23 protein-coding genes are annotated in these 26,770 nt (G+C 46.5%); 12 read left to right on the top strand and 11 right to left on the bottom strand.

What is annotated here, in order from left to right; genetic code table 11:
- From VIS94_03975 to VIS94_03945, 7 genes are all read right to left on the bottom strand, one after another.
- Positions 1-1,829, bottom strand: a 1,829-nt coding sequence (locus VIS94_03975; GenBank protein HEY9160228.1) for a PKD domain-containing protein, incomplete at its 3' end; no start/stop codon positions are given.
- Positions 1,830-2,069: 240 nt separating this feature from the next.
- Positions 2,070-4,757: a formate dehydrogenase subunit alpha gene (gene fdhF, locus VIS94_03970; GenBank protein HEY9160227.1), complete on the bottom strand. Its 2,688-nt coding sequence runs from the start codon at positions 4,755-4,757 to the stop codon at positions 2,070-2,072.
- A gap of 346 nt (positions 4,758-5,103) precedes the next feature.
- On the bottom strand, positions 5,104-8,151 hold the full coding sequence (nuoF, locus tag VIS94_03965; GenBank protein HEY9160226.1) for an NADH-quinone oxidoreductase subunit NuoF: 3,048 nt from the start codon (positions 8,149-8,151) through the stop codon (positions 5,104-5,106).
- 3 nt (positions 8,152-8,154) lie between these two features.
- Positions 8,155-8,541, bottom strand: coding sequence for a (2Fe-2S) ferredoxin domain-containing protein (locus VIS94_03960; GenBank protein ID HEY9160225.1), 387 nt, complete (start codon positions 8,539-8,541; stop codon positions 8,155-8,157).
- Between the two features lie 12 nt (positions 8,542-8,553).
- Positions 8,554-9,057 (bottom strand): NAD(P)H-dependent oxidoreductase subunit E, encoded by a 504-nt coding sequence (locus VIS94_03955; protein ID HEY9160224.1) that lies wholly within the window; start codon positions 9,055-9,057, stop codon positions 8,554-8,556.
- Positions 9,058-9,229: 172 nt separating this feature from the next.
- Positions 9,230-10,807 (bottom strand): amidohydrolase family protein, encoded by a 1,578-nt coding sequence (locus VIS94_03950; protein ID HEY9160223.1) that lies wholly within the window; start codon positions 10,805-10,807, stop codon positions 9,230-9,232.
- Positions 10,808-10,867: 60 nt separating this feature from the next.
- Positions 10,868-11,890, bottom strand: coding sequence for a hypothetical protein (locus VIS94_03945; protein ID HEY9160222.1), 1,023 nt, complete (start codon positions 11,888-11,890; stop codon positions 10,868-10,870).
- A 118-nt stretch (positions 11,891-12,008) separates the two neighbouring features.
- Here VIS94_03945 and VIS94_03940 point away from each other — a divergent pair, with 118 nt between their 5' ends.
- The 9 genes from VIS94_03940 to VIS94_03900 all read left to right on the top strand — a co-directional run bounded on the left by VIS94_03940 (position 12,009) and on the right by VIS94_03900 (position 19,545).
- Positions 12,009-12,965 carry a ThiF family adenylyltransferase gene (locus VIS94_03940; GenBank protein HEY9160221.1) on the top strand — a complete coding sequence of 319 codons (957 nt, stop codon included), beginning with the start codon at positions 12,009-12,011 and terminating at the stop codon, positions 12,963-12,965.
- The gene (locus tag VIS94_03935) at positions 12,910-13,881 is read left to right on the top strand and encodes a ThiF family adenylyltransferase (GenBank protein ID HEY9160220.1); all 972 of its coding nucleotides are present in this window, start codon (positions 12,910-12,912) and stop codon (positions 13,879-13,881) included. The genes VIS94_03940 and VIS94_03935 overlap by 56 nt, the downstream gene beginning before the upstream one ends.
- Positions 13,878-14,504 carry a metallophosphoesterase family protein gene (locus tag VIS94_03930; GenBank protein HEY9160219.1) on the top strand — a complete coding sequence of 209 codons (627 nt, stop codon included), beginning with the start codon at positions 13,878-13,880 and terminating at the stop codon, positions 14,502-14,504. Before VIS94_03935 ends, VIS94_03930 begins: the two co-directional genes overlap by 4 nt.
- A 164-nt stretch (positions 14,505-14,668) precedes the next feature.
- Complete coding sequence (locus VIS94_03925) at positions 14,669-14,857, top strand: type II toxin-antitoxin system HicA family toxin (protein HEY9160218.1); 189 nt, start codon at positions 14,669-14,671, stop codon at positions 14,855-14,857.
- Between the two features lie 10 nt (positions 14,858-14,867).
- Positions 14,868-15,260 (top strand): type II toxin-antitoxin system HicB family antitoxin, encoded by a 393-nt coding sequence (locus tag VIS94_03920; GenBank protein HEY9160217.1) that lies wholly within the window; start codon positions 14,868-14,870, stop codon positions 15,258-15,260.
- A gap of 341 nt (positions 15,261-15,601) precedes the next feature.
- The gene (locus VIS94_03915; GenBank protein HEY9160216.1) at positions 15,602-17,290 is read left to right on the top strand and encodes an ATP-binding protein; all 1,689 of its coding nucleotides are present in this window, start codon (positions 15,602-15,604) and stop codon (positions 17,288-17,290) included.
- Positions 17,290-18,369 carry a DNA cytosine methyltransferase gene (locus tag VIS94_03910; protein ID HEY9160215.1) on the top strand — a complete coding sequence of 360 codons (1,080 nt, stop codon included), beginning with the start codon at positions 17,290-17,292 and terminating at the stop codon, positions 18,367-18,369. The genes VIS94_03915 and VIS94_03910 overlap by 1 nt, the downstream gene beginning before the upstream one ends.
- 90 nt (positions 18,370-18,459) lie before the next feature.
- A complete protein-coding gene (locus VIS94_03905; GenBank protein ID HEY9160214.1) occupies positions 18,460-18,876 on the top strand; it encodes a very short patch repair endonuclease in 417 nt (138 codons plus the stop codon).
- Positions 18,877-19,125: 249 nt separating this feature from the next.
- A complete protein-coding gene (locus tag VIS94_03900; GenBank protein HEY9160213.1) occupies positions 19,126-19,545 on the top strand; it encodes a type II toxin-antitoxin system HicB family antitoxin in 420 nt (139 codons plus the stop codon).
- A gap of 260 nt (positions 19,546-19,805) precedes the next feature.
- Here the strand turns inward: VIS94_03900 and VIS94_03895 are convergent, their stop codons facing one another.
- Positions 19,806-20,270, bottom strand: a complete 465-nt coding sequence (locus tag VIS94_03895; GenBank protein ID HEY9160212.1) for a GNAT family N-acetyltransferase — start codon at positions 20,268-20,270, stop codon at positions 19,806-19,808.
- Between the two features lie 309 nt (positions 20,271-20,579).
- On the opposite strand from VIS94_03895, the gene VIS94_03890 reads away from it, so the two are divergent.
- Both VIS94_03890 and VIS94_03885 read left to right on the top strand, forming a co-directional pair.
- Complete coding sequence (locus tag VIS94_03890) at positions 20,580-21,383, top strand: radical SAM protein (GenBank protein HEY9160211.1); 804 nt, start codon at positions 20,580-20,582, stop codon at positions 21,381-21,383.
- Positions 21,384-21,411: 28 nt separating this feature from the next.
- Positions 21,412-23,121, top strand: coding sequence for a hypothetical protein (locus VIS94_03885; GenBank protein HEY9160210.1), 1,710 nt, complete (start codon positions 21,412-21,414; stop codon positions 23,119-23,121).
- A 39-nt stretch (positions 23,122-23,160) separates the two neighbouring features.
- On the opposite strand, the gene VIS94_03880 is transcribed toward VIS94_03885, so the two are convergent.
- The gene (locus VIS94_03880) at positions 23,161-23,568 is read right to left on the bottom strand and encodes a nuclear transport factor 2 family protein (protein HEY9160209.1); all 408 of its coding nucleotides are present in this window, start codon (positions 23,566-23,568) and stop codon (positions 23,161-23,163) included.
- Positions 23,569-23,737: 169 nt separating this feature from the next.
- Between VIS94_03880 and VIS94_03875 the strand changes: the two genes are divergently transcribed.
- Complete coding sequence (locus VIS94_03875; protein HEY9160208.1) at positions 23,738-25,348, top strand: hypothetical protein; 1,611 nt, start codon at positions 23,738-23,740, stop codon at positions 25,346-25,348.
- A 61-nt stretch (positions 25,349-25,409) separates the two neighbouring features.
- Here the strand turns inward: VIS94_03875 and VIS94_03870 are convergent, their stop codons facing one another.
- On the bottom strand, positions 25,410-26,318 hold the full coding sequence (locus VIS94_03870) for an SDR family oxidoreductase (GenBank protein ID HEY9160207.1): 909 nt from the start codon (positions 26,316-26,318) through the stop codon (positions 25,410-25,412).
- Between the two features lie 17 nt (positions 26,319-26,335).
- Positions 26,336-26,761: a MaoC/PaaZ C-terminal domain-containing protein gene (locus VIS94_03865; protein HEY9160206.1), complete on the bottom strand. Its 426-nt coding sequence runs from the start codon at positions 26,759-26,761 to the stop codon at positions 26,336-26,338.
- Positions 26,762-26,770: the final 9 nt, after the last annotated feature.

Here is a 26,770-nt window from a genome sequence, read left to right as displayed (position 1 = left end):
GAGTATTCGTTGTTGTTTGAATCGGTAGTCCTGGCAGTGAAGGTGTAAATGCCTTCGCCTGTGAGCTTTATACGATATTGGTAGTCAGAAGTCTGCTCAAGGACTTGTATATTGCCGTTCTGAGGATGAAGGCCTGAAAGTATGGGGATAAAACCCTGAGGAACTTTTATAATCAGGGCCGTCTCCATCGGAGAAACTCCGATTATATCATTCGATGATAACGATATGAGCTTTTCGGATGAGGTCGAATTGATTGTAAGGCTTGCCTTACCCTTGTTCCCGTATTCCCCGATCGCTTCTACCATGATGGTGTTGCTGCCGGGAGAAAGAAAAACTCCCGATGCAATATATTGATTCTCATAAAGAAAAGCTGGAGTTCCGTTTACTACAACCATGGTATCTCCGCCTAGAGGATTGTTTATGGTCCCCTTTACCAGAACCTCCGGACTGTTTATGCTCTCCTGATTATGAGGAGTCTCTATCGTGATTGATATGGGCATGTCAGGCATTATCGTTATCGTATCAACTGCCGTTCCACACGGGCCTGTCGCTGTAAGGGTATAGGTCTTGGTCCCTGTCTGGGGTATGGTGACCGTCCCGTTTAACGATACCGGGTCATTATCCAGGGTAACAGAAGTGGCGTCGGTTGTCGTCCAGGTCAAGGTGACTTTGCCGTCCGGACCGATAAGAGAATCGGATTCCATGTTTGCCCGGGGCTGTCCATAGGCCCTTATTATCAATGAGGATTGCGATGTGTGCTTTGACGGGTCTGTTATCCTCAGCCCTACACGGTATTCCCCCCTCGATGAGAATGTATGGGATGCGTTTATGCCTGAGGCATCATATGTCCCGTCTCCGTCAAAGTCCCATTCATATCCCGATATGTCATTATTTATGTCAGTACTCAACGATGCATCAAAGTCTACCGAAAGAGGAAGGCATCCCGAATTTGATGATGCATTTATTATTGCATGGTTATGGGAAGGATATACATATACAGTGATGTTTTTCGAGATGTCTCCGCAGGGGCCTGTCCCAGTTACCGTATAAGTTGTCGTCCTGTATGGATGGATATTTTCAAAATCATCAGAGGCCTGCCCTTCATAGACCTTATATCCGCTGTTGTTGTCTGTTATGCTCAGGTTTGTAATATTCTCTGCATGCCATCTCAATGTGGTCATGAAGGGATATACTATCCTCTCTTCATCAACTCCAATCTCAAGGGACGGGCTGCCGTATATCCTTATGTCATGAAAGGCCTGTGATGTATTTCCCTTTGCATCACGAACAAGCAGTCTCACCTTATATGCTCTTTCTTCAGAAAAGCTGTGACTGGCATTTATGCCGTAAGCGTCAACAACTCCGTCATTATCGAAGTCCCATTCATAACCGATTATATCATTATCCTTATCGAAACTGGCCGAGGCATCGAATGTTACAGGAGTGGAAACACAGGCAGCAGTTCCGGCCATTATCTTTGCTCTCAGAATGACCTCCCTGGCCGTTATTGTCTTGAAAGCCTCCGAAGTTCTGTTCCCGGCATCTCTCACAACAAGCTTAACGGTATATTCTCCGGGATTATTGAATGTATGCCCGACCTTTACACCCGATGCATCGAGAGTTCCATCATTATCAAAGTCCCAGGAATATTCCCTGATGTCTTTACCCATATCCCTGCTCCCGGAGGCATCAAAGTTAACGACAAACGGAGCATCCCCTGATTCCGCATCCACAACAATAACCGCCTGCGGCTTGCATGATGACATGAAAACCAGTGCAGTCAGCACGGCAATCAGGGAATTCCTCCTCAATACATTATATAAAACCATCAGACCTCCTTCAAAAACATGACTATATTATTTCAAGTATTACTTATCATACTATGCATCTTCTGTGATGTCAAGTGGGTATTATGCCTTCTTATTAGAAATTAAAGATCTGCTTGATTAAAAAGGGGTTTTTGCGAGGCCATCGAGTCTGGTTTACTGAAAAGCTGCTTCGGACATCTGCGGACAGCTGAACTGCCATCCGCAGATGCTTGGTTCAAAATTGATCAATTATCATACTGTTTACAGGGCTTTCTTTAAACTCACGGCGCATACCTTGTACTCAGGTATATTAGCGATTGGGTCGATAGCCGTATTTGTCAGTCTATTAACTGCAGCTTCATGATAATGGAACGGGACAAAAACAACACCCTTATCAACGCTTGACGTTACATCCGCATTGACCGTTATCTTTCCCCTGCGTGAAGATATTTCAATCTTGTCTCCTGCAGCTATTCCAAGTTCCTTTGCATCAACAGGATTTATCTCGACAAAGGCATCGGGCGTCATTGAAACAAGACCCTTTGAGCGTCTCGTCATTGTCGCTGTATGGTACTGCTGAAGAATACGGCCTGTTGTCAGAATGAAAGGATATTGGTTATCGGTAACCTCGGCGGGCGGCATATAGTGATTAACGGTAAAAAGGCCTTTACCACGCGTAAATGCGGCAGAATGGAGAATCCGGGTGCCGGGATGTTCTTCGTTGGGGCATGGCCACTGCAAACCTTCATTTTCAAGCCTCTGATAGCTTATACCTTTATATGAAGGGGTAACCGACCTGATCTCTTCCATTATGGCATTTGCATCAGCATAGTTCCATGAAGCGCCCATTTTATTGGCGAGCATTTCAAGAATCTTCCAGTCGGGAAGCGCCAGACCGGGTGCTGTAACGGCCTTTCTGACACGCTGCACCTTTCTTTCCGTATTGGTAAAAGTACCGTCCTTTTCAGGCCATGAGGCGCTTGGAAGTACAACATCAGCAAGTGCAGTCGTTTCATTCATGAATATATCCATGGCAACCATCAGATCGAGCTTGCCCAGGGCATGTTCCACATGAGCGATGTCAGGATCTGACATCATGGGGTTTTCACCCATTATGATGAGTGCTTTAATTGTCCCCCTATCAGCACCTTCTATGATCTTTGGAATTGTAAGCCCGGGTTTCGCGTTAAGAGTGCATCCCCAGGCAGATTCAAATTTAGCCCTGTGCTCATCGTTTGCAACCTGCATGTAAGCCGGGAAATTTCCCGGCAGACAGCCCATGTCGCAGGCGCCCTGGACATTGTTCTGACCGCGAAGCGGATTCACACCTGTTCCGGGTCTGCCGATATTGCCTGTGACCATTGAAAGGTTAGCCAGCGACTTCACGGCATCGGTGCCTGTTATGTGCTGAGTAATACCCATTGCATAAACTATGGCGGACGCACCTGATGAGGCATACATCCTTGCAGCCCTGATAAGATCTTCTTTCGGGATGTCTGAAATTTCCTCAACATACTCGGGCGTATATTTTAAAACAGCTTCCTTCAGGGCATCAAAGTTCTCGGTCCTTTCCGCTATAAACTTCTCATCGAGCAGTCCTTCTTTGATAATTATGTTGATCATACCGTTGATCCAGGCAATATCGCTGCCGGGTTTCTGTTTGAGGTGAATGGCTGCAAATTTCGAGAGCTCGATATTTCTGGGATCAACGAGTATGAGCTTGGCTCCCCCTTGCTTTACCGCTCTTTTGATGAATGTTGAAATGACGGGATGATTTTCTGTCGTATTTGAACCTGTTACAAGGAAGCATCTGCTTTCTTCGAGGTCTTCTATCGAATTAGTCATTGCACCGGAACCGAATGCGGTGGCCAGACCGGCCACGGTTGAGCTGTGTCAAAGCCGGGCGCAATGGTCGACATTATTGGTTCCAAGTATCGCCCTGAAAAATTTCTGAAACAGGTAGTTCTCTTCATTTGTGCATCGCGCGGATGAAAACCCGGCAACGGCATCCGCTCCATTTGCTTCCCTGATTTTGAAAAGCTTATCCGCGATGAAACCGATCGCCTCGTCCCAGGATGCCTCCTTAAACTCTCCATCAACCTTTATAAGAGGAGCTTTGAGCCTGTCCGGATGACCCACATAATCGTAACCGAAACGGCCTTTTATGCAGAGGCTGCCCTTGTTTGGCAACGGCATTCCTTCTCTTGCGGTCGTCACTTTCGCAATCTGGCCGTCATTGACGCATACATCCATCTGACAACCGACACCGCAATATGAACAGGTTGTCCTCACCTTTTGAAGGCCCTTCCCCCTGCCTTTGAACCTGCCTTGCTTTTCATAAAGCGCGCCTACCGGGCAAAAACGGACACATTCGCCGCAGAAGACGCAGTCGGATTCTTCGTAAAGCCTTTCGAAAGGAGGCCCGACCTTTGCAGTTGGCCCACGTCCCGTAAAATCAAGCACCTGATTTACCTGAACCTCGTTGCAGGCACGTACGCAAAGCCCGCAAAGAACGCATTTCTTCATGTCGCGTACAATCATTTCGTTGCCCTGCTCTATTTGAGGCAGCTTTTCAGGCTCAGGAAACCTTGGCTTTTCGACGCCTAGAGAATATGCAAGATCCTGCAACACGCAGTCTCCGCTCGATTCGCATGTAATACAGTTATGCTGTCCCTGCGTCATGAGAAGTTCGACAACGAGCTTTCTTGCATTGAGCACCCTGTCGGTATTGGTAAATACCTTCATGTTGTCTTCTGCAGGCATGGCACATGACGCGACAAGGTTTCTGGCACCCTGAATCTCAACCACACATACCCTGCATGCGCCGACCGGTTTTACAAGTTCATGATGGCAGAGGACGGGTATATAAATACCGTTTTCCCTGGCCACTTCATAAACTGTCTTACCGGCCTGGAATTCCAATTCATTTCGATTGATGGTGATTTTCATTGATCTCCCTCCCATTAGTGCTTGATTGCTTTATCGGAACAAGTTACCAAACAAGTTTTTATGTAATCATTCCCTGTTAATTGACCCAGAATCAAAATGCTTTATCGAGAGATATCATCTTGATTTTCATCATGTTATCTTCGCGTATTATTATGTCATCAATTGCATAACGCCTTATGATTTCCTTATGTTATATAGGTCAATGCCAATTATCTGTCAATGAGGGACAAATGTGGATTATTATTGATATTCAACCGGGAAGTAACTTCACTTGATCAAAGAAAACGGCCGGAACTTTTAAAAGTCCCGGCCGTTGACACCTTTAAAAATTTGTTTGATTCAGATACTAAAGTTCGGCATCGCACCTCAGGCAGCGGCATGCCTCCTTGTAGGCAAGTTTCTTGTTGTATCCGGTCTCGACTTCGTCAAAATTGCCGGCCCTTGCCTTAAGGCTCAGTTCGGGCATTTCCGTTTTCGGGGTCTCGACAACCTCTTCGTCAACCTCGAACGGGATGTCTATCTTTTCGCTCTCAGGCATCTTGTACTCAGGTTCGCCGTTAAGCTTCCTGATGTAGCTGTCTATTTCAGCAGCCGACTGATGACCCATTGCAATGGCCTCAACAACTGTTGCAGGTCCCTTTGCAGCGTCGCCGGCTACGAATATGCCTTCAGCCGTAGTCGCAGTTTTTGTCCTTCCGGCAACGGCAACGGTGCCGCCTTTTGTAACTGTTATACCTGAACTCTCATCAAGCCAGTCAGCATCAAGGGCCTGAGAAATTGCAGGGATGATTGTATCAACTGCGATAACATACTTGCTGTCGGCAATGGCTTTTGGACGGCGCCTTCCCGATTTGTCGAATTCGGCAAGTTTCATACGTTCGCACTCTATGCCTGTAACTTTTCCCGCCTTGCTGACAACCTTTGTAGGAGCAACCAGGTATTCAATTCTGACGCCTTCATGCTCTGCCGCAACAATTTCGTTTTCCCAGGCAGGCATATCTTTTCTTTCGCGGCGATAAAGGATTGTAACATCTTTCGCTCCAAGCCTGAGCGCTGTCCTTGCAGCGTCGATTGCGGAATTTCCACCGCCTATGACAGCGACCTTGGACCCGACCTTGACTTTTTTGCCAAGATTTACTTCGCGCAGGAATTCAACGGCACCGTAAACACCCTTTGAATCCTCGCCTTCGATATCCAGGGTCCAGCTCTTCTGGGCGCCTATTGCTAGAAGGACAATATCATAATCTTTTTTCAGCTTGTCAAAGCTGATGTCCTTTCCGATTTTGCAGTTTGTCTTGATCTCAACACCAAGTGCTGCAATGTCAGCCACCTCAAGGTCAATAATGTTGCGCGGCATTCTGTATTCGGGGATAGCATATCTCATCATGCCGCCCGCCTTCGGAAGACTCTCGAATACTGTAACCTTGTAGCCTCTCTTTGCCAGGTCCTGAGCAGCGGTAAGACCTGCAGGGCCTGCGCCGATTATGGCTATCTTCTGCTTTCTGGTAACTTCGACGGCCTTTACTTCCGGTCGCTTGCCGTTGTCTGCAATATACCTCTTGAGCCATGCGATAGCCATAGGCTCGTCCAGCTGGCCTCTGCGGCATTTTGAAGCGCAGAACTGCGGGCATACGCGGCCGCATACGCCGGGGAACGGGTTTGTCTGCTTCATGAGCTTGTAACCATCATCGAGCCTGCCCGCCCTTATCAGCGCTATATAACCCGGTATATCCATGTCTATCGGACATGCATGCTGACAGGGTGATTTGAACAGAGCCGAACATACGGCCGCCGGGCACTTCTTGTCATAGATATGTGCTTCGTACTCATCCCTGAAATATTTGAGTGTTGAAAGAACCGGATTCGGTGCTGTCTGGCCAAGTCCGCAAAGGGCTGAATCTTTGATTACTCCGGCAAGATCTTCCAGTAGTTCGATATCGCCCGGTTCGCCTTTGCCATTGCATATTTTCTGAAGTATTTCGAGCATGCGCTTGGTGCCTTCGCGGCATGGCGTACATTTACCGCAGGACTCTTCCTGGCAGAATTCCATGAAGAATCTGGCAGTATCGACCATACAGGTATCTTCATCCATGACGATGAGGCCGCCGGAACCCATGATTGCGCCGAGCTTTACTATCTCTTCATAGTCTGTAGGGGTGTTCAATGCCTGAGCAGGAATACATCCGCCGGAAGGTCCGCCCAGCTGAGCCGCCTTGAAATTCTTGCCCTTCGGGATTCCGCCGCCGATATCGAAAATAATGTCGCCGATCGGCGTTCCCATCGGGACTTCGACAAGACCTACGTTGTTGACTGCACCGGTCAGTGCGAAAACCTTCGTGCCCTTTGAACCCTGGGTGCCGATTGATGCATACCAGTCGCCGCCTTTCAGAATGATCTGAGGAATATTTGCAAACGTCTCGACATTGTTGAGAACCGAAGGCTTGTTCCAGAGACCCGATGTTGCAGGGAACGGCGGTCTAGGCCTCGGCATGCCGCGGCGGCCTTCGATCGATGCCATAAGAGCTGTTTCTTCGCCGCATACGAATGCGCCTGCGCCCTGATAGACTTCGATATCAAGGCTGTAGTTTGAACCAAGAATATTCTTTCCGAGCAGGCCGTATTCGCGCGCCTGTTCGATTGCCAGATTGAGCCTCTTGATTGCAAGAGGATACTCAGCACGACAATAGATGTAACCCTGGCTTGCGCCGATTGAGTAACCTGCGATTATCATGCCTTCGAGTACGGCATGAGGATCGGCTTCTAGGACAGAACGGTCCATGAATGCTCCCGGGTCGCCTTCGTCTGCATTGCAGAGGATGAATTTCTCATCTCCAGGACTCTTGCGTGCAAAAGACCACTTCATGCCTGTTGGGAATCCTCCGCCCCCACGGCCGCGAAGTCCAGATTTCTTTACCTGCTCGATAACCTCGTCCGGTTTCATTTCGGTAAGCGCTTTCGCCGCCGCCATGTAACCGTCGCGGGCTATGTATTCATCAATCTTCTCGGCATCGATAAGCCCCCTGTTCTTAAGGGCAATAAGCATCTGCTTGCCGAAGAATGGTATCTCCTGCATGTGGGGAATCGGCTTTTCGGTTACGGGTTCTTTGTACATGAGCCTCTGAACCGGACGCCCCTTGACGATATGTTCTTCTATAATCTCGGGAACATCGGATGCTTTTACGTACTGATAGAAAGTACCTTCAGGATATATTACCATGATGGGGCCCGCTGCGCAGAAACCGTTACATCCGGTTTCGACAACACTTACCTCATTTGTAAGCCCCTTCTTGGCGAGCTCCTTTACGACGTCGCTCAGGATCGCTTCGCTGCCTGTCGCCCTGCAGCCTGTTCCGCCGCAGACAAGTATGTGTGCCCTGAAAACTCTGGCTGCCATGACCTACCTCCCATCCTGCTCTTTGCCGCGGGCCATTACGAAATCGCTCTGTATTTCGCCGCCCATGACATGACGTTTGAAAATCTGTCTCATCTTGTTTTTGTTTACATATTCATAAACGGTTGCATCCTTGCCCTGCTCTTCTATAGTTACAAGAGGCTCTCTGCTGCAGATTCCGATGCAGCCTGATGTCGTTACAAGAACGTCATTTGACTTATTCTCTTCAATCTCTTCCATGACCGTATCGAGCACTTCCTTGGCGCCCGATGCAATTCCGCAGGTTCCCATATGGACATTGATCTTTACCCTTTTTTCGCCTGAACGGAACTGATCTTCCTTCTCGACTTTTTCCTTTATCTTTTTAAGATCTTCAATCGTAAGCTTCGCCATAATGTAAGCCTCCTATTTGTACTGCGCCAGCAAGCTTTCCAGCTTTGCCACTTTCATCTGGCCGTGCGTATCGTTATCAACTACGACAACGGGCGCCAGACCGCATGCTCCCAGGCACCGGACCGTTTCAAGAGAGAACTGCCTGTCCTCTGTGCAGCCGCCCGGCTCTATACCGAGAATACCGGTAAGGGTTTCCAGAAGCCTCTGTGAACCTCTGACATAACATGCCGTCCCGAGGCATACCCGGATATTGTGTTTTCCCCTTGGGACCATCGTGAAGAATGAATAGAATGTTACGACGCCATAGACATTGGCAACCGGTAGGTTAAGACCGTTCGCCACCCTCTGCTGAACCGCCATCGGGAGAAATCCGAGTTCTTCCTGAACCTGCTCGAGCACCGGAATGAGTGCACCCGGCTTGCCCTTGTAATTCGCTATGATAGCATCCATTTTTGCTATCTGCTCGGATGTGAACTCCTCGAGGCCGCTAAGATTTGCTGCCTGAACTGCTGACATTTTCGCCTCCAAAGAATTTTTGTTTGAGCTGTTAATTTTTTAACAGGAAGTCTATATCATGAGGTTCTATTTTATTCAAGATTAAAGATGTCCGTGACAATTAATATTTAAGGCCCTCAAAAATACTAAGCGCCGGGTTTAAAGGTGAGCCGTACAAGGCTTCTTTATCAGTCTATGCCTTATCCTTAACTGGATTTTCAATCATTACCGTTTCCGCAGAAAAAAGGATATCACCATCCCTGAATACCATCTTCGGCGTTCTGCATACCTCGATTCTATCAAGCGGATTTTCAGCATATACAACCAGGTCAGCATATTTTCCGGGTTCGAGTGTCCCGATTCTGTCCTCCATGCATAGGATCTTCGCATTGTTGAGCGTTGCACATCTGAGGACTTCGGCATTCGTGAAACCAACCCTTGTGAGCAGTTCGAGTTCCCTGTAATAACCCCCGAAATAGGCAAAGGGCATCCCTGCATCAATACCGACACCGATGTTGACGCCCGAGTCTTTCATCTTCTTCATATTCTGGGGAGCATGAAGCATGATGCTGTAATAGAGGTCGGGGTCCACAAGAAATTTTTTGTTCTTATACAGATTATCCTTGCCCATCGTCTTATAAAGCTTCATGCTGTCAATGTTCGCCTGGTTCAGTTTCGGGTCGAAATCCTTGTATCCCTGGTTATTGACGTAATCGTTCCTGATCCTTACTTCATTATCGATGAAATCATTCCTGAACTGCGCCGGGACTGTATCATACGCATCTTCAATCAGAAAGCATTGGGCGATAGTAAGAGTAGGAACAATGGATACTTTTCTCTTAGCCATCAGGTTTGTCTCATCATCTGTCAGATACGCATCTCCAATAGTGTGCTCGATTGAATTGAAGGGATATTTCATGGCGCGGTCATAACCCCATTTGCGATGATTGTGGCATGAAACCGGGAGGCTTTTTTTCTCGGCGTAATCAAATATCATTTTAAGCTGCTCATCGGTGTAGACAGGTATGTCACCCTTTTTCGGGAAGATCGATTTATTGTCAATGGTAAGTTTTATGAAAGAGGCATCGGTCGTGTTTTCATCGAGGGCCTTCATAAGTTCGTCATTGTTTTTGAAGTTGGCCTGGAGCGATCCCATAAAAGGCTTTGCCAGATCAGCGAACATCGTGATGTCTGTAGGCTTTATATCGGGATGCCCGCCGTTTATGTTGATTATGGAATTACAGTAGACGACACGAGGCCCGGTCAGCTTTCCCTTATTGATGTCTTTTATATAACCATGCAGTATGGGCGGGAATGAGCCCATGTCCCTCACCGTGGTCACGCCGCCGTTAATGCAGCTGGGAAAATGCCTTCTCTGAAGTTCAATCAGTTTGAAAATACCCCAGATACTGGAACCGTAAACAGGCGATGCGGTCGTGTGGCAATGACCGTCAATCAGTCCGGGAATCACATATGCGCCTTTAAGGTTTATCTTCTGTGCATAGTCAGGATTGATTTCCCCCGCACCGACAGCAATTATTTTAGAATTACTGTATATTATGTACCCATTGGGAATCAGTTTCCCGGTGCGGACATCTATTAAATTGCAGTTATATAGAAGAACAATCTTTTTTTTATCGATCCTTGTCAGATTGTTATCTTTTGTTTCTTCTGCATACCCCGTCTGAGGCATGGAAGCCATAACCGCTGCAGCCAATGTTCCGGCAACGAACTCGCGTCTTGTCAAACCTTTTGATGGGATTTTCTGCATAATGCCCTCCTTAATACATTGCTGGCATTCATCAACGGCTATCATACCGGTCAGCCGATATCAATCCGGACCTTCCCCTGTCTCCTCATGTCCGTTTTTCTTCCTTTTCAGGAAAAAAGCGATTGAGATCGCAACAACAACCGCAAATAAAAACTCAAGCAGCATGTGAGCCGGTCGTGCTTTCCTGAACATCCTTACAGAATCAGCCGCAGGCGCGGCAAATGCTATTACGGCATCCTTTGAACCAAGCCTTACCTGCTGCCATGCAATATTCATCCGGCAGGTACTTTTTTTATTTCCGGGTTTTTCTTCCATAGTGACTTCAAAAGACTGACATCCGTTTTGTGTCGCGATTGCCTTCTGCATAAACGCCTTTGTAACAAATGAAGCAACGGGCACGCTTTTATTGTCTCCTTTAGTGGAGTAAGAAATCACCTTCCCAGTCATTTCTGCAAGGAATATGGTTGAACCTTCCGGAATGTCCACAAGCTCAAAGCTCTTTGATGCGACTGTCTCTGCATCGATTACTGCAATCAGGCCGCCTGCGATTTTGTCATCAACGGCGACAGGAAATAAAATTCCCTGGAGAAAGTTCCCGCCTATCGATTTTAAAGGTGTATAAAAAGGCTTTTCATCATCAGGGCCAATCCTTGACCAGTATTCCTTTGTCCAGTCAATGGAAGCATTTACAGCGGCCTCGCCTTCATCACCCTCGATACCCCTTGCATAGACAAGTTCGGCTGTTGCGCTCATGTATGAAAGACTGAGAAGCTCAGGAAATGAATTCAATTCCTCTTCGAAAAGGTCGATCACGGAACCTAATCCCCTTTTTTCCGAGGCAAATTCCGTCAGATAAAACCTGCGGAAAATATCCAATGCATTGGAAAGATTTTTCACCCTCGATGAAATTATATCGCCCGCCGCCTGGGCCTTTGAAAGCATCTCTTTTGAATACCTCTCTTCTTCCTTTGCAGCGAACCTGATATCGATCATCCAGCTTAAAGCAAAGTATGCGCAAAGGACACAAAATGCCCCGGCCATAGTCAGTATTTTCTTTTTGTTCATTTGCTTGTTTATGTTCAAATCGTCTTTTCCTGAATTTTCCATTCCCTGAATATTACATGAAAGCCTTGTTCAATTCCACCTTCTGTGTTGATATTTTTTTGTGTTATTATGGCCTTCGATTTCCAGGGAGGAAACATTGGACATCTACCGGACCCTTTTTGAAAGAAACTACGGGATATTCACCGAGAAGGAACAGTCAAGGCTCAAGGCTGCTAAAATTCTGATCGCCGGGTGCGGCGGCATAGGCGGAACCGTGGCAATAATCCTTGCGCGTTCAGGCGTTGAAAATTTCATCCTTATCGAGCCTGACAGATACGAACCGTCCAATATGAACCGTCAGATATGCTGCTTTGAAAATACCATCGGCATAAACAAGGCCGAGGCTGTTGAAGAGCAAATAAAAAGGATCAACCCTGAAGCACATATTGAGACACACGGCATAAAGCTCGGTCACGAAGAAATCAGGGAATTGATCAAAAAAGTGGATATTGTTTTTCCGGCGGCGGATGATTTCGCATTCAGTCTTATAATGTTCCGTGACGCCCAGCGTCTTGGCAAACCCGCACTGCTTATCGTTCCTTCCGGTACCTGGGGGCATGTGAGCATGATAATGCCTGATAGCCCGCCAGTTGAGGACATCGAAGGGGTACCGAAGCTCGTTACCTATGAAGAACTTAAAGAAATGTTCAATACTCCCCGCTACAAGTTCGGGACATATTTCTATGTGCCTGTGGCAAGCTGGCAGATCGACTATTACAGGAGGTTCGTTTTTGAAGGGGCCCCTCCCACGCAGCTTTGCCCGATTGTCTGGACATGCTCATCCATAGGCGCAATGGAAATCGTCAAGACCATAACAGGCAAATGGAAGGCAGTAACTTCACCCAGATATTATTCCATAACTCATAAGCTCATAAAGGTTCAGAGGATAAACGGCATAAGCCTGACAACGCTCCTTATCTGGCAGAGAAAGCTCATGTATAAAATATTCCAGACTAAGTTCGGCCCGTTTCTCGAACTCGGACAGAAGGCCTGGTGGCTTGCATTCAGAAAACTCTACGGCCATATCGAAAGAAAGCGGAATGGCCTCATATAAAGAACTCTTCAAACGCAACTACGGCGTTCTCACCGATAATGAACAGGAAAGAATACGTAATATCCGTATCCTAATCATTGGCGACAGCGGCACGGGTGAAACCATCGCTCTGGAACTTGCAAGGTGCGGGTTCGAGCACCTTACGATTGCTGGCGTTGACAGCTATGTGTTGCAGGATGTCAACCGCCAGCCTTTGTGCTTTACCGACTCTGCCGGCAAAAACAAGATCGGCGTTATAAGCAAAGCTCTTAAAGCCATAAATCCATGTATGAACATTACGGCTGTTGACCGCCTGCCCGATGAAACCGGGATTGACAGCCTGGTTTCAAAAGCTGACATTATAATCCCTGCAGTTGATGACCTATCATACAGCGTTTTGATTTTCCGTGCCGCCAGGAGGCATGCCAAACCTGCCGTGCTGTGCATGCCGTCAGGCTCGATGGGCTGGGTTTGCGTAATCGATGCGACGACCCCTTCCATCGAAGATGTCTTCGGCATCCCCAGGCTTGGATATAAAGGACTGAGAGCGGTGATGCACACAAGGGCCTACCGCTGCGCTCAATATAATTTCATAACATCCGGCGACTGGCGCGTAGGCTGGTACTGGGATTATTTCCTTGGGAACAGGCAGCTTGCACTTATCTGTCCGGTTTCATGGCTGGCCGCAAGCCTGGCTGCGCTTGAAACCTTAAAGCTTGCTTCCGGCAGATGGGAACCGGTGAAAGCGCCCCGGTGCTGGTATATCAGCAAAGGCAGCGTCAGAATGGGCCGCTTCAGCCTTTTCATAAAATATCACCGGGAATTCGGCTGGAAGCTATTCGGCAACGGCTGCGGCCGGCATTTCCACCGCCAGACATTCTGGTTCTGGAGAAAGGTCTTCAAATTCCTTAAGATGAGGCAGGAAAGCCTATCATGAACAAAGGCCTGATAGGATTGCTCGCAGACTCCCACAGCAACAATTCCCTACTCGAAAAGGCAATCGAAAAACTCAGATCCATCGGTGCAGTCGATATCATCCACCTCGGCGATATATGCGATTCGCTCAATCCCAGCGCGCTCGATGAAGCGGTTCAGATATTAAAAGACAACAATGTAAAGGCTGTGCTCGGAAACAACGACTATATAGTGATAGCCGACAGCTTGACCGAAGGACTCAAAGAAGAAACCGTCGATTTCCTGAAAGGGCTTCCATATACCATAAAGTCCGGAGGCATCACATTCACTCACTCTTCCCCGTTCGAATGGCCCGCAGCGACGAGGAGGCCCATCAGCGACTTCATACACAGCCTGCATCCCGAGAAACAAAGGCTCATTTTCAGGGGACATTCGCACACGCCCTCTATCGTCGAAGTAATAGAGGGCGTACCACACAAGATAAAAATTCCCTTATCAGGGATAGTAGCCCTCGGCCGAGACCAGCGTTACATAATCACGGTAGGCGCAGTTGAAAAGAATTCAATCGCCACGTTCGACCCGAACAATCTCGAAGTCCGCTTCCTTTCAATACAGTCTATATCCAAAACAGATTTGAAATGTTAATAGTTTAATTTATGCTTGTCGTTCTTGGTAATAAAGAACCAATCAATAACCCTTTTGCTCTTTGTACCATGGAAGCTACTTGTCAATTATTCCCCCCTTGCAGACTCAACAGAAAAACCCTCTTCAAAAATTGACAAGTGTGTATATATGTGTATAAGTAAACCATGAACAGCAGAGAGATAATTAAAAGGCTTAAAGCGGATGGGTGGTTTGAAGTAAGCCAGGCCGGTTCGCACAAACAGTTTAAGCATGCTGTTAAGACTGGAAGGGTTACTGTGCCTTTCCCTAAAAAAGACATCCCGGAAGGGACCTTGAAAAGCATCGAGATACAGGCAAAGATAAAGCTTAGATAAAGGAGTAAACATGAAAACATATATAGCCGTTATTCATAGAGATAAAGACAGTGATTTCGGAGTATCTTTCCCGGATTTTCCGGGTTGCATAACTGCCGGTTCAACCATTGACGAAGCAAAGGATATGGCCATTGAAGCTCTTGATATGCATATAAAGGGCATGATTGAAGATGGCGAGGTTATACCAGATGCATCCAAGCTGGAAGATATTATGAAAGACTATTCCGACGCGTTATCTTTTATAGTAGTCCCCGTATCAAAGCCGGAATCAAAATCCGTCAGAATAAACATCACCATACCGGAGAATATTTTGCATGACATCGATGCTTATGCAAAAAGCCACGGGTTGAGCCGGTCATCTTTTCTTGCCAAATCCGCTTATGAGGTTTTGAAAGCGGCTTAGATATAATCTCTTACTGATGATAATCTCTGCTGCCTATTGAACAGGGAATCGCCCTGATAATAATCGGCCCGAGAAAGACCATCTACCAGGAAACCCTGAGACTCATCAAAAAGCAGTCCGGGCAATAGTTGTTGATACGATTTGCTATAAAAAAACCATTTGCAATCATTGGGCAATAGTAGGAAAATAAAGCATTCAACCTTGATTCGATTTCCTAAAACATCATGTGCAATTCATTTGTGAGGAGGGGCAATGATATATCAAATTCATCTAAGGACTTTCAATTATTGGCAGGGTAGCATTGAAATATTGAAGTACAGACTTGAAGTGAGGTCGTGAATATGGAGGACCAGAGAAGTAAATTTATCTTCGAAATATCTTTGAGCGTTCTTAATCATCTGGGCAGGAACCTATATAGAAGCTTTGCAACCGTGCTAGGTGAAGCTGTTTCGAATGCCTGGGACGCAGATGCAATTAATGTTCACATCTATATCGACAGAGACAAGAATAGATTATGCATCAAGGATGATGGGATTGGAATGAGTGAGACCGACTTCCAGAATAAGTTCTTAAAGATAGGATACTCTAAACGGAAGGAAGGACAAATATCTGCCGTAAGAGAACGTCCCTTCATCGGGAGAAAAGGAATCGGCAAACTTGCCCTACTCTCATGCGCAGATAAAATAACGGTTATTTCAAGAAAAGAAGGAGATCAGTACATTGGTGGAACTATTGACAATTCAGGACTTGATCAAGCAATAACTGAAGATTTGACGCCTAAAGAATATCCCTTAGAAGATTGGAATGTATCCTCTTTTGGACAATATATCGAAAATCATAAACAAGGAACTATCATTCTATTTGAAAACATGAAAGAGGGCATCAAACACAGCTTGAGTTTCTTAAAGAAGATTATAGCCCTCTACTTCAGATTCTCTCTCTTGGATAAGGAGTTCAACATATATGTTAACAATGAGTTGATTACCATAAGTTCTCTTGACGATCTTGCAATGAAAACAGAATTCTTGTGGACTATCAACGAACTTGATGATCCATATGTAGCGAACCTAAAGAAAATCTTCATTTCGGAACGGAATGAGCACAGGTTGTTGAATGTTTCCGAAAACATCAAAGGCTTTATTGCATCCGTCGAAAAACCACGAGACCTCAAGATAACGACAACAGAAGAAAGAGTGGGGGTTGACCTATTTGTGAATGGCCGATTGAGAGAAAAGGACATCCTTAAACACATTCCAACGGCAAGAGTGGTTGAGAGCTACCTTTATGGACAAATCCATTGCAACGGTTTAGATGATGAAATTGATCGATTCACTAGTAGTCGCGAAAGCATTGTAGCTGATGATCCGAAATTTAAACAACTTCTGATCGCATTGAAGGATAAGATTATCAACAATGTTTTAAACGATTGGGACACCTGGAGAAGAAAACACAGGAAAGAGGGCGATTCGGAGAATCTAAGTCTTTCAAAAAAAGAAAGAAAAGCCGAAGAACTTTACAATGCAGTTTCGGAAGAATATTCAATTACTGAAGATACTGTTACAAAGAAAAAAGTCGATTCCTGGGTTGCCGACCTTGGTGATGATGCAAGATTTAATTTCACTTCATATGCAGAGTGTTTCATTTCCGAAAATCTTGTAAGAAGATTCATTATGGAGAAGAATATTCCTCTATCACCGGAAGCAAATGGTGAATATGCAAAAAGGCAAAAGATAGAGGATGAAAACAAGAACATGGGGAATATAAGCATTGATATCAGAAAGAATAAATCAAAATTGAGTTACTTATCTATGAATCATCTTGCAAACATGGTGGACAAACGAGACAAAAACAAAGAAGCTTGCCTTGCAAGAGATGCATATGAATACAAACCTATTAGAGATGCATTGGCACATACGGCTTTACTTACTGATGATGCAAAAAACAAATTGACATCAGTGTATACCAATATAAAAGAGAGGGTACGCAACCTCCTAGCTGGTAAAATAAAAGTCGGTGAAGAGAATAAATGATGTTAGTAGATAATGAAAACAATGCGGCTATTTTCAGTAATAAAAAAATTTATGCAATAGATCTTTTTTGTGGAGTTGGCGGACTGACAAAAGGACTTTCTCAAGCTGGAATAGAAGTCAAATTAGGTGTAGATGCAGACCCAGCCTGCAAATATCCATATACGACAAACAACAGTGCAGTTTTCTTGGAGAGATCAATTGAGGACATTGAATCCTGGGAATTGAAAAACGTTTTCCCTGAAGATGGAATCCGTCTTCTTGCGGGTTGTGCACCTTGCCAGACTTTTTCGAGATATAACCAGAAAGCAAGTCCAGGTGACAAGAGATGGTGGTTGTTAAATCAGTTCTCTCGATTAGTTAAAGAAATTCAACCAGAGCTTGTAACGATGGAAAATGTTCCGGGTCTACAAAATCAATTTATTTTCAGGGAGTTTCTTGCGGATCTGCAGGAATGTAAATATTTTTTTGATTACAAAATCTTAAATTGTGCTGAGTATGGCATCCCGCAAAATCGACACCGATTGGTTCTACTTGCATCTCGATTAGGCCCAATACACATTATTACACCAGCAGAATTTGGTGCATCACCATGTTCAGTACGAGATGCTATTTTTAGTCTTCCCCCAATTAGAGCGGGTGAAGTTCACAGCAATGACCCGATGCATCAAAGCAGCGCTTTGTCATTGATCAATCTACAAAGAATACGTTCATCCAAACCGGGGGGAACATGGCGAGATTGGAATGACGATCTTGTAGCTCACTGTCACCAAAAATCTACTGGTAAGACATACCCGAGCGTATATGGTCGAATGTGTTGGGATGAGTTTTCACCGACAATAACCACTCAGTTTTATGGATTTGGAAATGGGAGATTCGGCCATCCAGAACAGGATCGTGCTATATCTCTCCGAGAAGGTGCAATTTTACAGAGTTTTCCTTGTGATTATGTCTTTGCACCCAAAAACAAACCACTCTCGAAAAAAATTGTCGGTAGACTTATCGGCAATGCAGTACCAGTCCAATTGGGCAAACTTATTGGCAGAAGTATTATATGTCATATTGCTGAACAAGGTAATTAATATTTATTGTTCCTGGTAAATTATCTTGAACAATATTAGAATGATACCTGTATCTGATTTCTCAAAAAACATTGTGAGAACAATTAATTAATGGACACTGTAGATAAAAAGACTCGTTCGAAGATCATGTCTGCTGTCGGTCAGAAAAACACAAAACCAGAGATGACCTTAAGAAGAGCACTTCATAATATCGGATTTCGATATGTGATTAATGATAAACGGTTACCTGGATCACCTGACTTAGTTTTTCCGAAATATAAAGCAGTTATTTTCATTCATGGGTGTTTTTGGCATCAGCACGGTTGCAAATATTCAACTAAACCAAAAACAAGAAAAGACTTCTGGCAAGATAAATTCGAAGCCAACAAGAAGCGCGACCGAAGAAATGCATTAGAAATACGGAAGCTTGGATGGAGGGTAAAAATTGTTTGGGAATGCCAATTAAGGGGTGATAGCAATCAGGTTCATAAGCAAGTGTCAGCTATAATCAAATGGTTAGAAGATTAAAAGTAATACTACCCCCCCATACAAAATTCTGAGTGGACTTTTTGGGGGATTATTGGGGCCGAGGGAATTTTCGATGGATTGCGCGAAGCGCTAGGGTTGAGGCGCGCAGGCGTACATTGACGTACGTCGGAGCGTCGCGACCCGAAGCGCGACAAAGCAAGGCGCGGAAATAACAAGGCCTGAAGCATTTAATATTATGAAAGCCATATCAAAGCAGACAGGCTTCAAGCTGCCATAAGGAGAGAGGATATGCAAATATTTGAGCCGACAGCGGTATTCAGAAAAGAAAAGGACGGCGGATATTATGTGTTCTGCCGTGAGGTTGAAGGCGTGTTTTCTCAGGGTGATACCCTGGAAGAAGCCCGGGCCATGATAACCGATGCTCTTAATGGAGTCATTCGCTCTGTTCTTGATGATAATCTTGAAAACTATTTTAACGCCGCCGAATATAAGCCGAAAAAGGCCGATATCATTGAGCGCATCAACATCGACCCGCTTTTGCAGGCTGCCGTGACCTTGCGCATGGCAAGGGAAAAGGCCTCACTTACGCAGAAAAAGGCGGCGGAATTATCGGGCTTAAAGCAGCAGACCATATCTCGATATGAACGAGGCCAGGTAGAGCCTTCGGCCGGAAAATTTTTCAGACTGCTTCATCTCTATGCAGCATAAAGCAAGTAAGGAAGGAAGTTTTTTGCAAAGCTTATCAAGTATTTTTAGCCGAAGGGATTCTCGATAGATTGCGTAAAACGCAAGGGGTGATGAGCGCAGTCTTCACTTCTAGGTAAATGCCATATCTTTTCAGGTCGGGGAGATTTTCGATGCATGACGAGGAGACCAGGAGGAGCGAGCCGGAGCATACATTACCGTATGTGAGGACTCGCGACGACGAAGGCAACAAAGTCAGGCGCGAAAAGATCCCGACCTCCTAACTAATGATTTTCGCCATCTATCCACTTCGTCATCAGAGACCTCCCCCTGTCAAAGAAGCCGCGGGATTTATACAGCGCAATCGTCTTGTCCTTGTACTTCTCCACCTCGAGATGGAGTGCCCTGATGCCCGCTTCTGCACAAACCTTCTCGGCAAGGTCAAGCCCGGCGGTGCCATAGCCCCTTCCTCTGAAAGGCTCTGTTATATAAAGTTCGTCTATATATGCATCCCGGCCCTGATATTCCATGCTGAACCCGAAGACTATTATCATGTAGCCCGCAAATTCGCCGTTACTTGATACCAGCACAAAGACCCTGCCCCATTCCGGGTTATTGATAAGCGCCTTCATATTGATTTCAGCGCGTTCGGGATGGAATTTATACCCGTCTCCGGCATAAAACTTTTTCATATGCTTAAGGATGTGTCCGGCATCAGTTTGAACCGCTGTCCTGAAAAATGCCTTCATCGCTTTTTCCTTTCTTTAAATCAGCCTGAATTCTTTAAGCCCTTAATATAATAGGGTATTAAGCAATTTCGATTTCTAACGATAATACTATTATAACACATACAGGAGGATGTGATGGAAGTCTCAAGATTAATCAGCTGTGCGAAATACATGCTGTATGGCATGCTGGTTTCAGGGCTGCTGTCAATCTGCCTTATATAGACCGGAAGCGTATTTCAGAATAGAATAATCAGGATCGGGACTCTATAAAATACCGAACCTCAAGATACTCCTGTTTCAACCCGGGAATTATTATAATAATATGCATTCATGAAAATTGTCGAAAAGACCGCCTCATCCATTCTGAACAAGTCGGGAATACCGGGAATAGCCCGCGTGATCAATCCTTATACAGGATGCCTGCATGCGTGCGTCTACTGCTATGCGACCTTCATGAGAAGGTTTACGGGCCATTCCGAGCCCTGGGGCAAATTCCTGGATGTCAAAGTCAACGCGCCCGAGTTGCTGGAAAAAGAGCTCAGTCGCAAGACAATCACAGGCTCGGTCATGCTTTCAAGCGTAACCGACGCCTATCAGTATGCAGAGGCTAAATACAGGATTACGAGGAGACTTCTTGAAATCCTACTCGATCATGACGTGAACGTGGAAATCCTGACCAAATCCGATCTGGTCACCCGGGATATCGACCTGCTCAAAAGATTCAGGAACGCAAGTGTCGGCATGAGCATCATGACAACCAACGACAGGGCCGGAAGGCATTTCGAACCTTATGCGCCCGTTCCATCGAAAAGGTTTGCGGCCCTTGGCAAGCTTAAGGACAGCGGCATCGGCACATGGGCGTTTATAAGCCCATTCCTGCCGGGCGTGACTGATGCGGAATCAATATTGAAGAAACTCTCGGGTATTGCCGATGAATCTGCAATAGAGGCTTTCAACATGCGCGGGGCGTGCCTGATGGGAGTTAAAAAAGTAATGAAACAGCATTATCCAGACATGCTTTCCGGTTGGGAGATGCAGGCGTCTGACAGAAGATACTGGGACCATATCGAGCTTCTGGGAAAAACAAGCGCCAGGAAAAACGGCATAAGTTTTTCAGGCCTGTATAGGCATTAAGCTGTTTTTAAAAATCAGGAGAAATTAAATGATAAGAAACAAACTCTTCTTCATGATGATTCTGGTTTCGCTTCTTCCGGCTGCATGCAGTGACAGCTCGGATAATGAACCGGTCATGGAAAATTCAGGGTTTTATGAAATCGAACCCATACACTTCAGCTTTCAGAACTATGGTCCGACACTGTCTTATACATCTTCGAAAATACGCGTTTCATATTCCTTCTTCCCGGCTGACGAATCCCCGGACACAAAACCCCTGTTCGTATTCTTTAACGGAGGGCCCGGATGCGCCACATGTACAGGGCTTTTGAGCCTGAATACCGCCCCCTTCACTCTCGACAGGACCCGGCCTGACAGCATCAAGGCAAACCCCTACAGCTTTACCCGGCTCGGCAATCTGCTGTACATCGATGCGCCTAATACCGGGTTCTCATACAATCTGGTAAAACATGCTGATAAGAAGGATGTCAGGAAAACGGAATTCGAGGCCCGGAACTTCAACCCGTTCATTGACGCCGCACAGGTGACGCGTGTTCTCCTTCGCTTCATGGCCGATCATCCGGCCATCGAGGATAATCAGGTGATAATCGTCGGCGAGAGCTACGGCGGGACAAGGGCAAGCACCATGCTTAACATGCTGCTCTTCTACAGCCGTTATGGCGACGGAAGCAGGATATACAGGGATATTGCGCTCGCATCCGAGATACAGAAACACTTCGAAAGGATCAATTCCTCCTGTAAAGGCAGGATCGTCACGCCTGAAGCCGTTGCCTCGCAGTTCGGCGGCCAGATACTGATCGAACCGCTGCTCACAGGGCATTATCAGGACGAACTTACAGGTGAGGCATACGAGAAAGAGGGTTCAGTAATATTCGATATAGCACAATCAACAGGCACGACTTACACGCCATGCGGCGGAAGGCCGGACTGTCATGCCTTCGACAATGCGCTCGATTTCGTGGTGAAAACTGCAAAAAGGGATGTCTACCAGTATGACATGGATGAGGGCTATACAATGGGCATATCGAACTACAACCGTAGCATGGTCGACAGGGAGTCCATCCTCTCGCAGATGCTCGGTCGCGATGTGTTCTCGATAAGACTTCTCTATCCTTCGGCAAGGAAGAATGCGTACAGATACATCGAAAGCGAGTCCCGGGATGCGCTTGCAGTCATTGAGGGCCCGGGGTTCGGGAAGCTGCCTGCCGCGGAAAGGATGAGAATAAAGAAAAAGGTAATGCTGAAGACCCTTGAAAGCGAGGAAATCCGGCCGGAAGAGGCAACGGATACTCTCGAAATGGTTCTTGGTCCGCTTAATCCGTGGGACGCCTACGTTGTCGGCTGCAACGATGCCGTCAACAGTACATTCTATAACAATGAGGCCATAAACGCGGGATATCCGATAGATCCGATGAATGATATCTTCGGCGGAATGTTCCTCGAAAACCTGGCGCTCGTCGACACTTTAATCACCGACTGCGACCTGGACCTCGTCATATATGCAGCGGTTCTTCCGGACTCCATTAAAGAGTATGCGGACATCGTTGAAGACGTCGTGTGGGATGACTCGACCGAAGACGGATACATATACGTCTACTATAGGCCAAGGACTCTGCCGGATATAGAAACACCTGACATGCGCCCGATATATTTTCCGCGCTACAGGGTATCAGGCCACATGGTAACGCTGGCCCAGCCGGACAAGTTTTTAAATGATGTCGAGAGGTGGCTTTCCTGATAAAAGCAGCCTTGAATACAGGCTTAAGCTGAAAAGTCTTTATTGTTTGTTCTTCTGCTTTGAGAGCTCGGCCAGAAGGTGCGACCTGTCGAAATAGACCTCGTTGCGGTAAATTTTCCCCTCATCGTTTATCTGGACAAAGCAAACGCCTGCAATCTCCAGCACCTTATCGCCCACAGGAATTTTAGCGAGCCATTTATTAAGGAAACCATCCTCCAGCGGAATACCCTCTATCTGCGTCCAGACCCAGTCCGGGTTGAAGGAAAGGAGTTTCGTGAAATATTTAATCAGGGCTTCTTTACCCTTGACGCCCTGGGGGACTGCAGGGTCGAGATAGAAGGCGTCATCGGAATAAAAACCGGCAAGCATCCCCGGGTTGTTTCCCGTCCATGCGGGAAGCCATTTTTCTGCAAACGTCCTAGCCTCTTCGGCGGTGAAATATTTCATATTTCCTCCTGATATTTCTTTGCAGTGATTTTTTAACAAAAATCAAAGAATAATAATCAAATGAAGTTTTCAAGTTTATTGTTCCCTTCCCAATTTGAAAATAGATATGCTAAGAAAGGCTTATGAGCAGGGCTGCACACAACCTTTTTCTTATACCAAAGGACGATTGATGATGGAAATGAAACGCCGGGATTTTATCAAACTGACCGCTTCGGCAGCACTTGCCGCAGGCGCAATAGGAACCGATATCTTCTCAGTGGAAGCGGCAGAACATGACAGCGAGTTTTTCCGTCCGGACTACACCAGCAGCTCAGGCTTTGTTAACCTTTCGGAAAGCCAGGCATATATTGCCGGCTACCCTGTGTCATGGTGGGACCAGAATTACGGCATGCCTCTTCATGTCCATTATGCAGGACAGATAAGAAGCAATCTCAGGGCTTACATGCAGGTCTTCAACGAGCTGTATAAAAATGCTGAAATTCGCTATGCAGCCAAGGCCTGCACACACCCAGGGGTTTTCAGGATCATCAGACAGGAAGGTGCCGGCGCGGATGTAGCCTCCGACAACGAGGCCAGATGCGCCCTTGACGGCGGCATCAAACCCGAACTTATCGATGTTAACGGCAACGCCAAATCAGATGACCTCATAAAAACCGCTATCGTCAAAGACATGCTCATCATTGCAAACGACATCGATGAATTTCAGATTATCTCGGAAATGGCCTCCGCCATCGGGAAATCCCCCAGGGTGATGCTCAGAATAAGCGGGCTCGACGGGGACAATCTTGTTGATTCACTGATTACAACAGCCGGGCCATGGACAAAGTTCGGGTGCAGCCTGAACAGCATGCCGGAGTTTTTTGAACTCCTTAAAAAGACTGCTACTGTAAGGTTTATGGGATTTCATGTCCATATTGGTTCGCAGGTCACAAGGCCCGAGCCTTTTCTGTTTGCCGCCGGCAAACTTGTCGAATTAAGCAAAACCCTTCAGGCAAAAGGGCACAAATGCAGCATGATCAACATAGGCGGCGGATACCCTGTAAGCTACCTCACGAAAGAGCAGTGGGAGCATATACTTGGCAGAATCAGATTCGGGTACTCAAAATCTCTCGAAGGAGACAATTCAGCACTCTGGACATGGGCCGGATCGCTTAACGGTTTCACGGTCTCGAAAAAAGGAAAAGAAAAAGTGCTGAATTTCTCCGGCAAGGAATACTATTGCGAACATGCCAAAGAAAACATGCTGAGAACAATCCTTACAGGCAACATCAATGTTGAAGGCAGGAGTGTGAATACGGTTTCGGCACTTAAGGAAATAGGCGAACCCGTCCTCGTCATTGAACCCGGACGCAGCATAGTCGAAGACAGCGGGGTTACGCTATTGAAAGTCCTCAGAACCCGGAGAATAGGCGGCGTGCATGACATGACGACCGTCAACATCGGAGAAACCAGCTTTGCAGCAGCCATGAACGGCATGCCGTTCAACCGCTGGTCCGTCGCCACTGAATTGAAGACATTCGATGAACTGCCATATGAGACATTCATTGCCGGGCAGCTATGCTTTTCGAGCGACATGCTGACGAAATGCAAAGTCGAACTTCAGCATAAGCCGAAGAAAGGTGAAATCCTTATTATTTATTGTACCGGGGCCTATAATTCCCAGTTCTTCGCCGCCAACACAAATTCTTTTCCAAGGCCTGCCAGAGTCCTTGTCATGGAAAACGGCTCGATAGAATACATCAAAAAGAGAGACACCTACGAACAGATATTCTCATTATAAAAGAAAATAAAAATATCCCTCTGCCTTTCAGGCAGAGGGATATTCTGTGTACCGATAAGACCTACTGTAAAAGCTGGCCGAATTCGCCGAAGATCTCGTTCAGCTGACCGAAGGTCTTTGCGCCGTCGAGATTCATGATCTTGTCCCAGTTGTCCATTATTTCTTCAGGCGCGGGGATTCTCTTGCCGTCGGAAAGTATCACACCCTTGCCAGTCATTATTGCGGAACGGCTGTAATAACCCACTGCGCAGTTGATTATCGCGCCGGAATCCTGGCACTGCTCGGAGCAAAGGTAAACAACCAGCGCGGTAATGAATTCGGGCTTCAACTTCTCAAAAAACTGCGGAGGCATTACGTCCTCGGTAAGGCGGGATGCTGCGATCGGCGCGATTACATTAGTCTTGATATTATATTTTGCGCCTTCCAGCTTCAACACGTTTGCGAGCCCGACAATGCCACATTTGGCAGCAGCATAGTTCGACTGCCCGAAGTTGCCGAATATGCCGGCGCCTGATGTGGTCATGACAATCCTGCCGAAGCCCTGCTCCTTCATTATGTTGAATGCGGGCTTGGTTACACAGTAAGCACCCCTTAGATGCACCGCATTGACCAGATCCCAGCTTTCCTCATCCATCTTGCCGAATGTCTTGTCGCGAAGTATGCCCGCGTTGTTCACGACTATATCGACTTTGCCGAATGCATCCACTGCAGTTTTCACTATGTTTTCGCCGCCTGCGGACGTTGCAACACTGTCGAAATTGGGAACAGCCTCACCGCCAATGGCTTTTATTTCCGCGCAAACCTGCTCCGCCGCCGTGTGGCTGCCGCCCTGACCGTCGCGTGAGCCGCCCAGGTCATTTACAACGATCTTTGCACCGTGTTTCGCAAGCTCCAGCGCATGGCATCTGCCTAGTCCGGCCCCTGCGCCGGTTACTATTGCTACCCTTCCGGTTAAATCGATCTTTGACATGCCTTTCCTCCTGAAATTTATTTATCCCTATTGGGAAACTTCGCAGTGAAACGGCCAGTTGCCTTGATGTCGCCTGATTCGTCAGCGGCCTGAACTTCACAGACAATAATATTTCCATCCTCTATTTTGTCAACTACATTTCCGGTTACCGTTATCGTGTTGCCGGGTTTTGTCATACCCATGAATCTGACGCCGAACTTTTTGAGGTCCTTCTTCGGCACCCAGTCGGTTATGGCCTGCCCGATGATTCCCATTATGAACATGCCGTGGGTTATTACACCGTCCTTCATCCCGACCATTCTTGCAAAGTCGTCGTCCGTATGAAGGGGGTTGAAATCTCCGGATGCGCCCGCATAGATTACATGCTGCAGCTTCTGTATTGGACCTTTTACAAGCTTCGGCATCTCCTGGCCTATATTGACATCTTCAAAATAAACCGCCATGGCATGCCT

Source organism: Desulfomonilia bacterium, assembly GCA_036567785.1.
In the GTDB taxonomy this organism is placed as follows: domain Bacteria; phylum Desulfobacterota; class Desulfomonilia; order UBA1062; family UBA1062; genus DATCTV01.
This window is presented reverse-complemented; position numbering and strand designations above follow the sequence as displayed.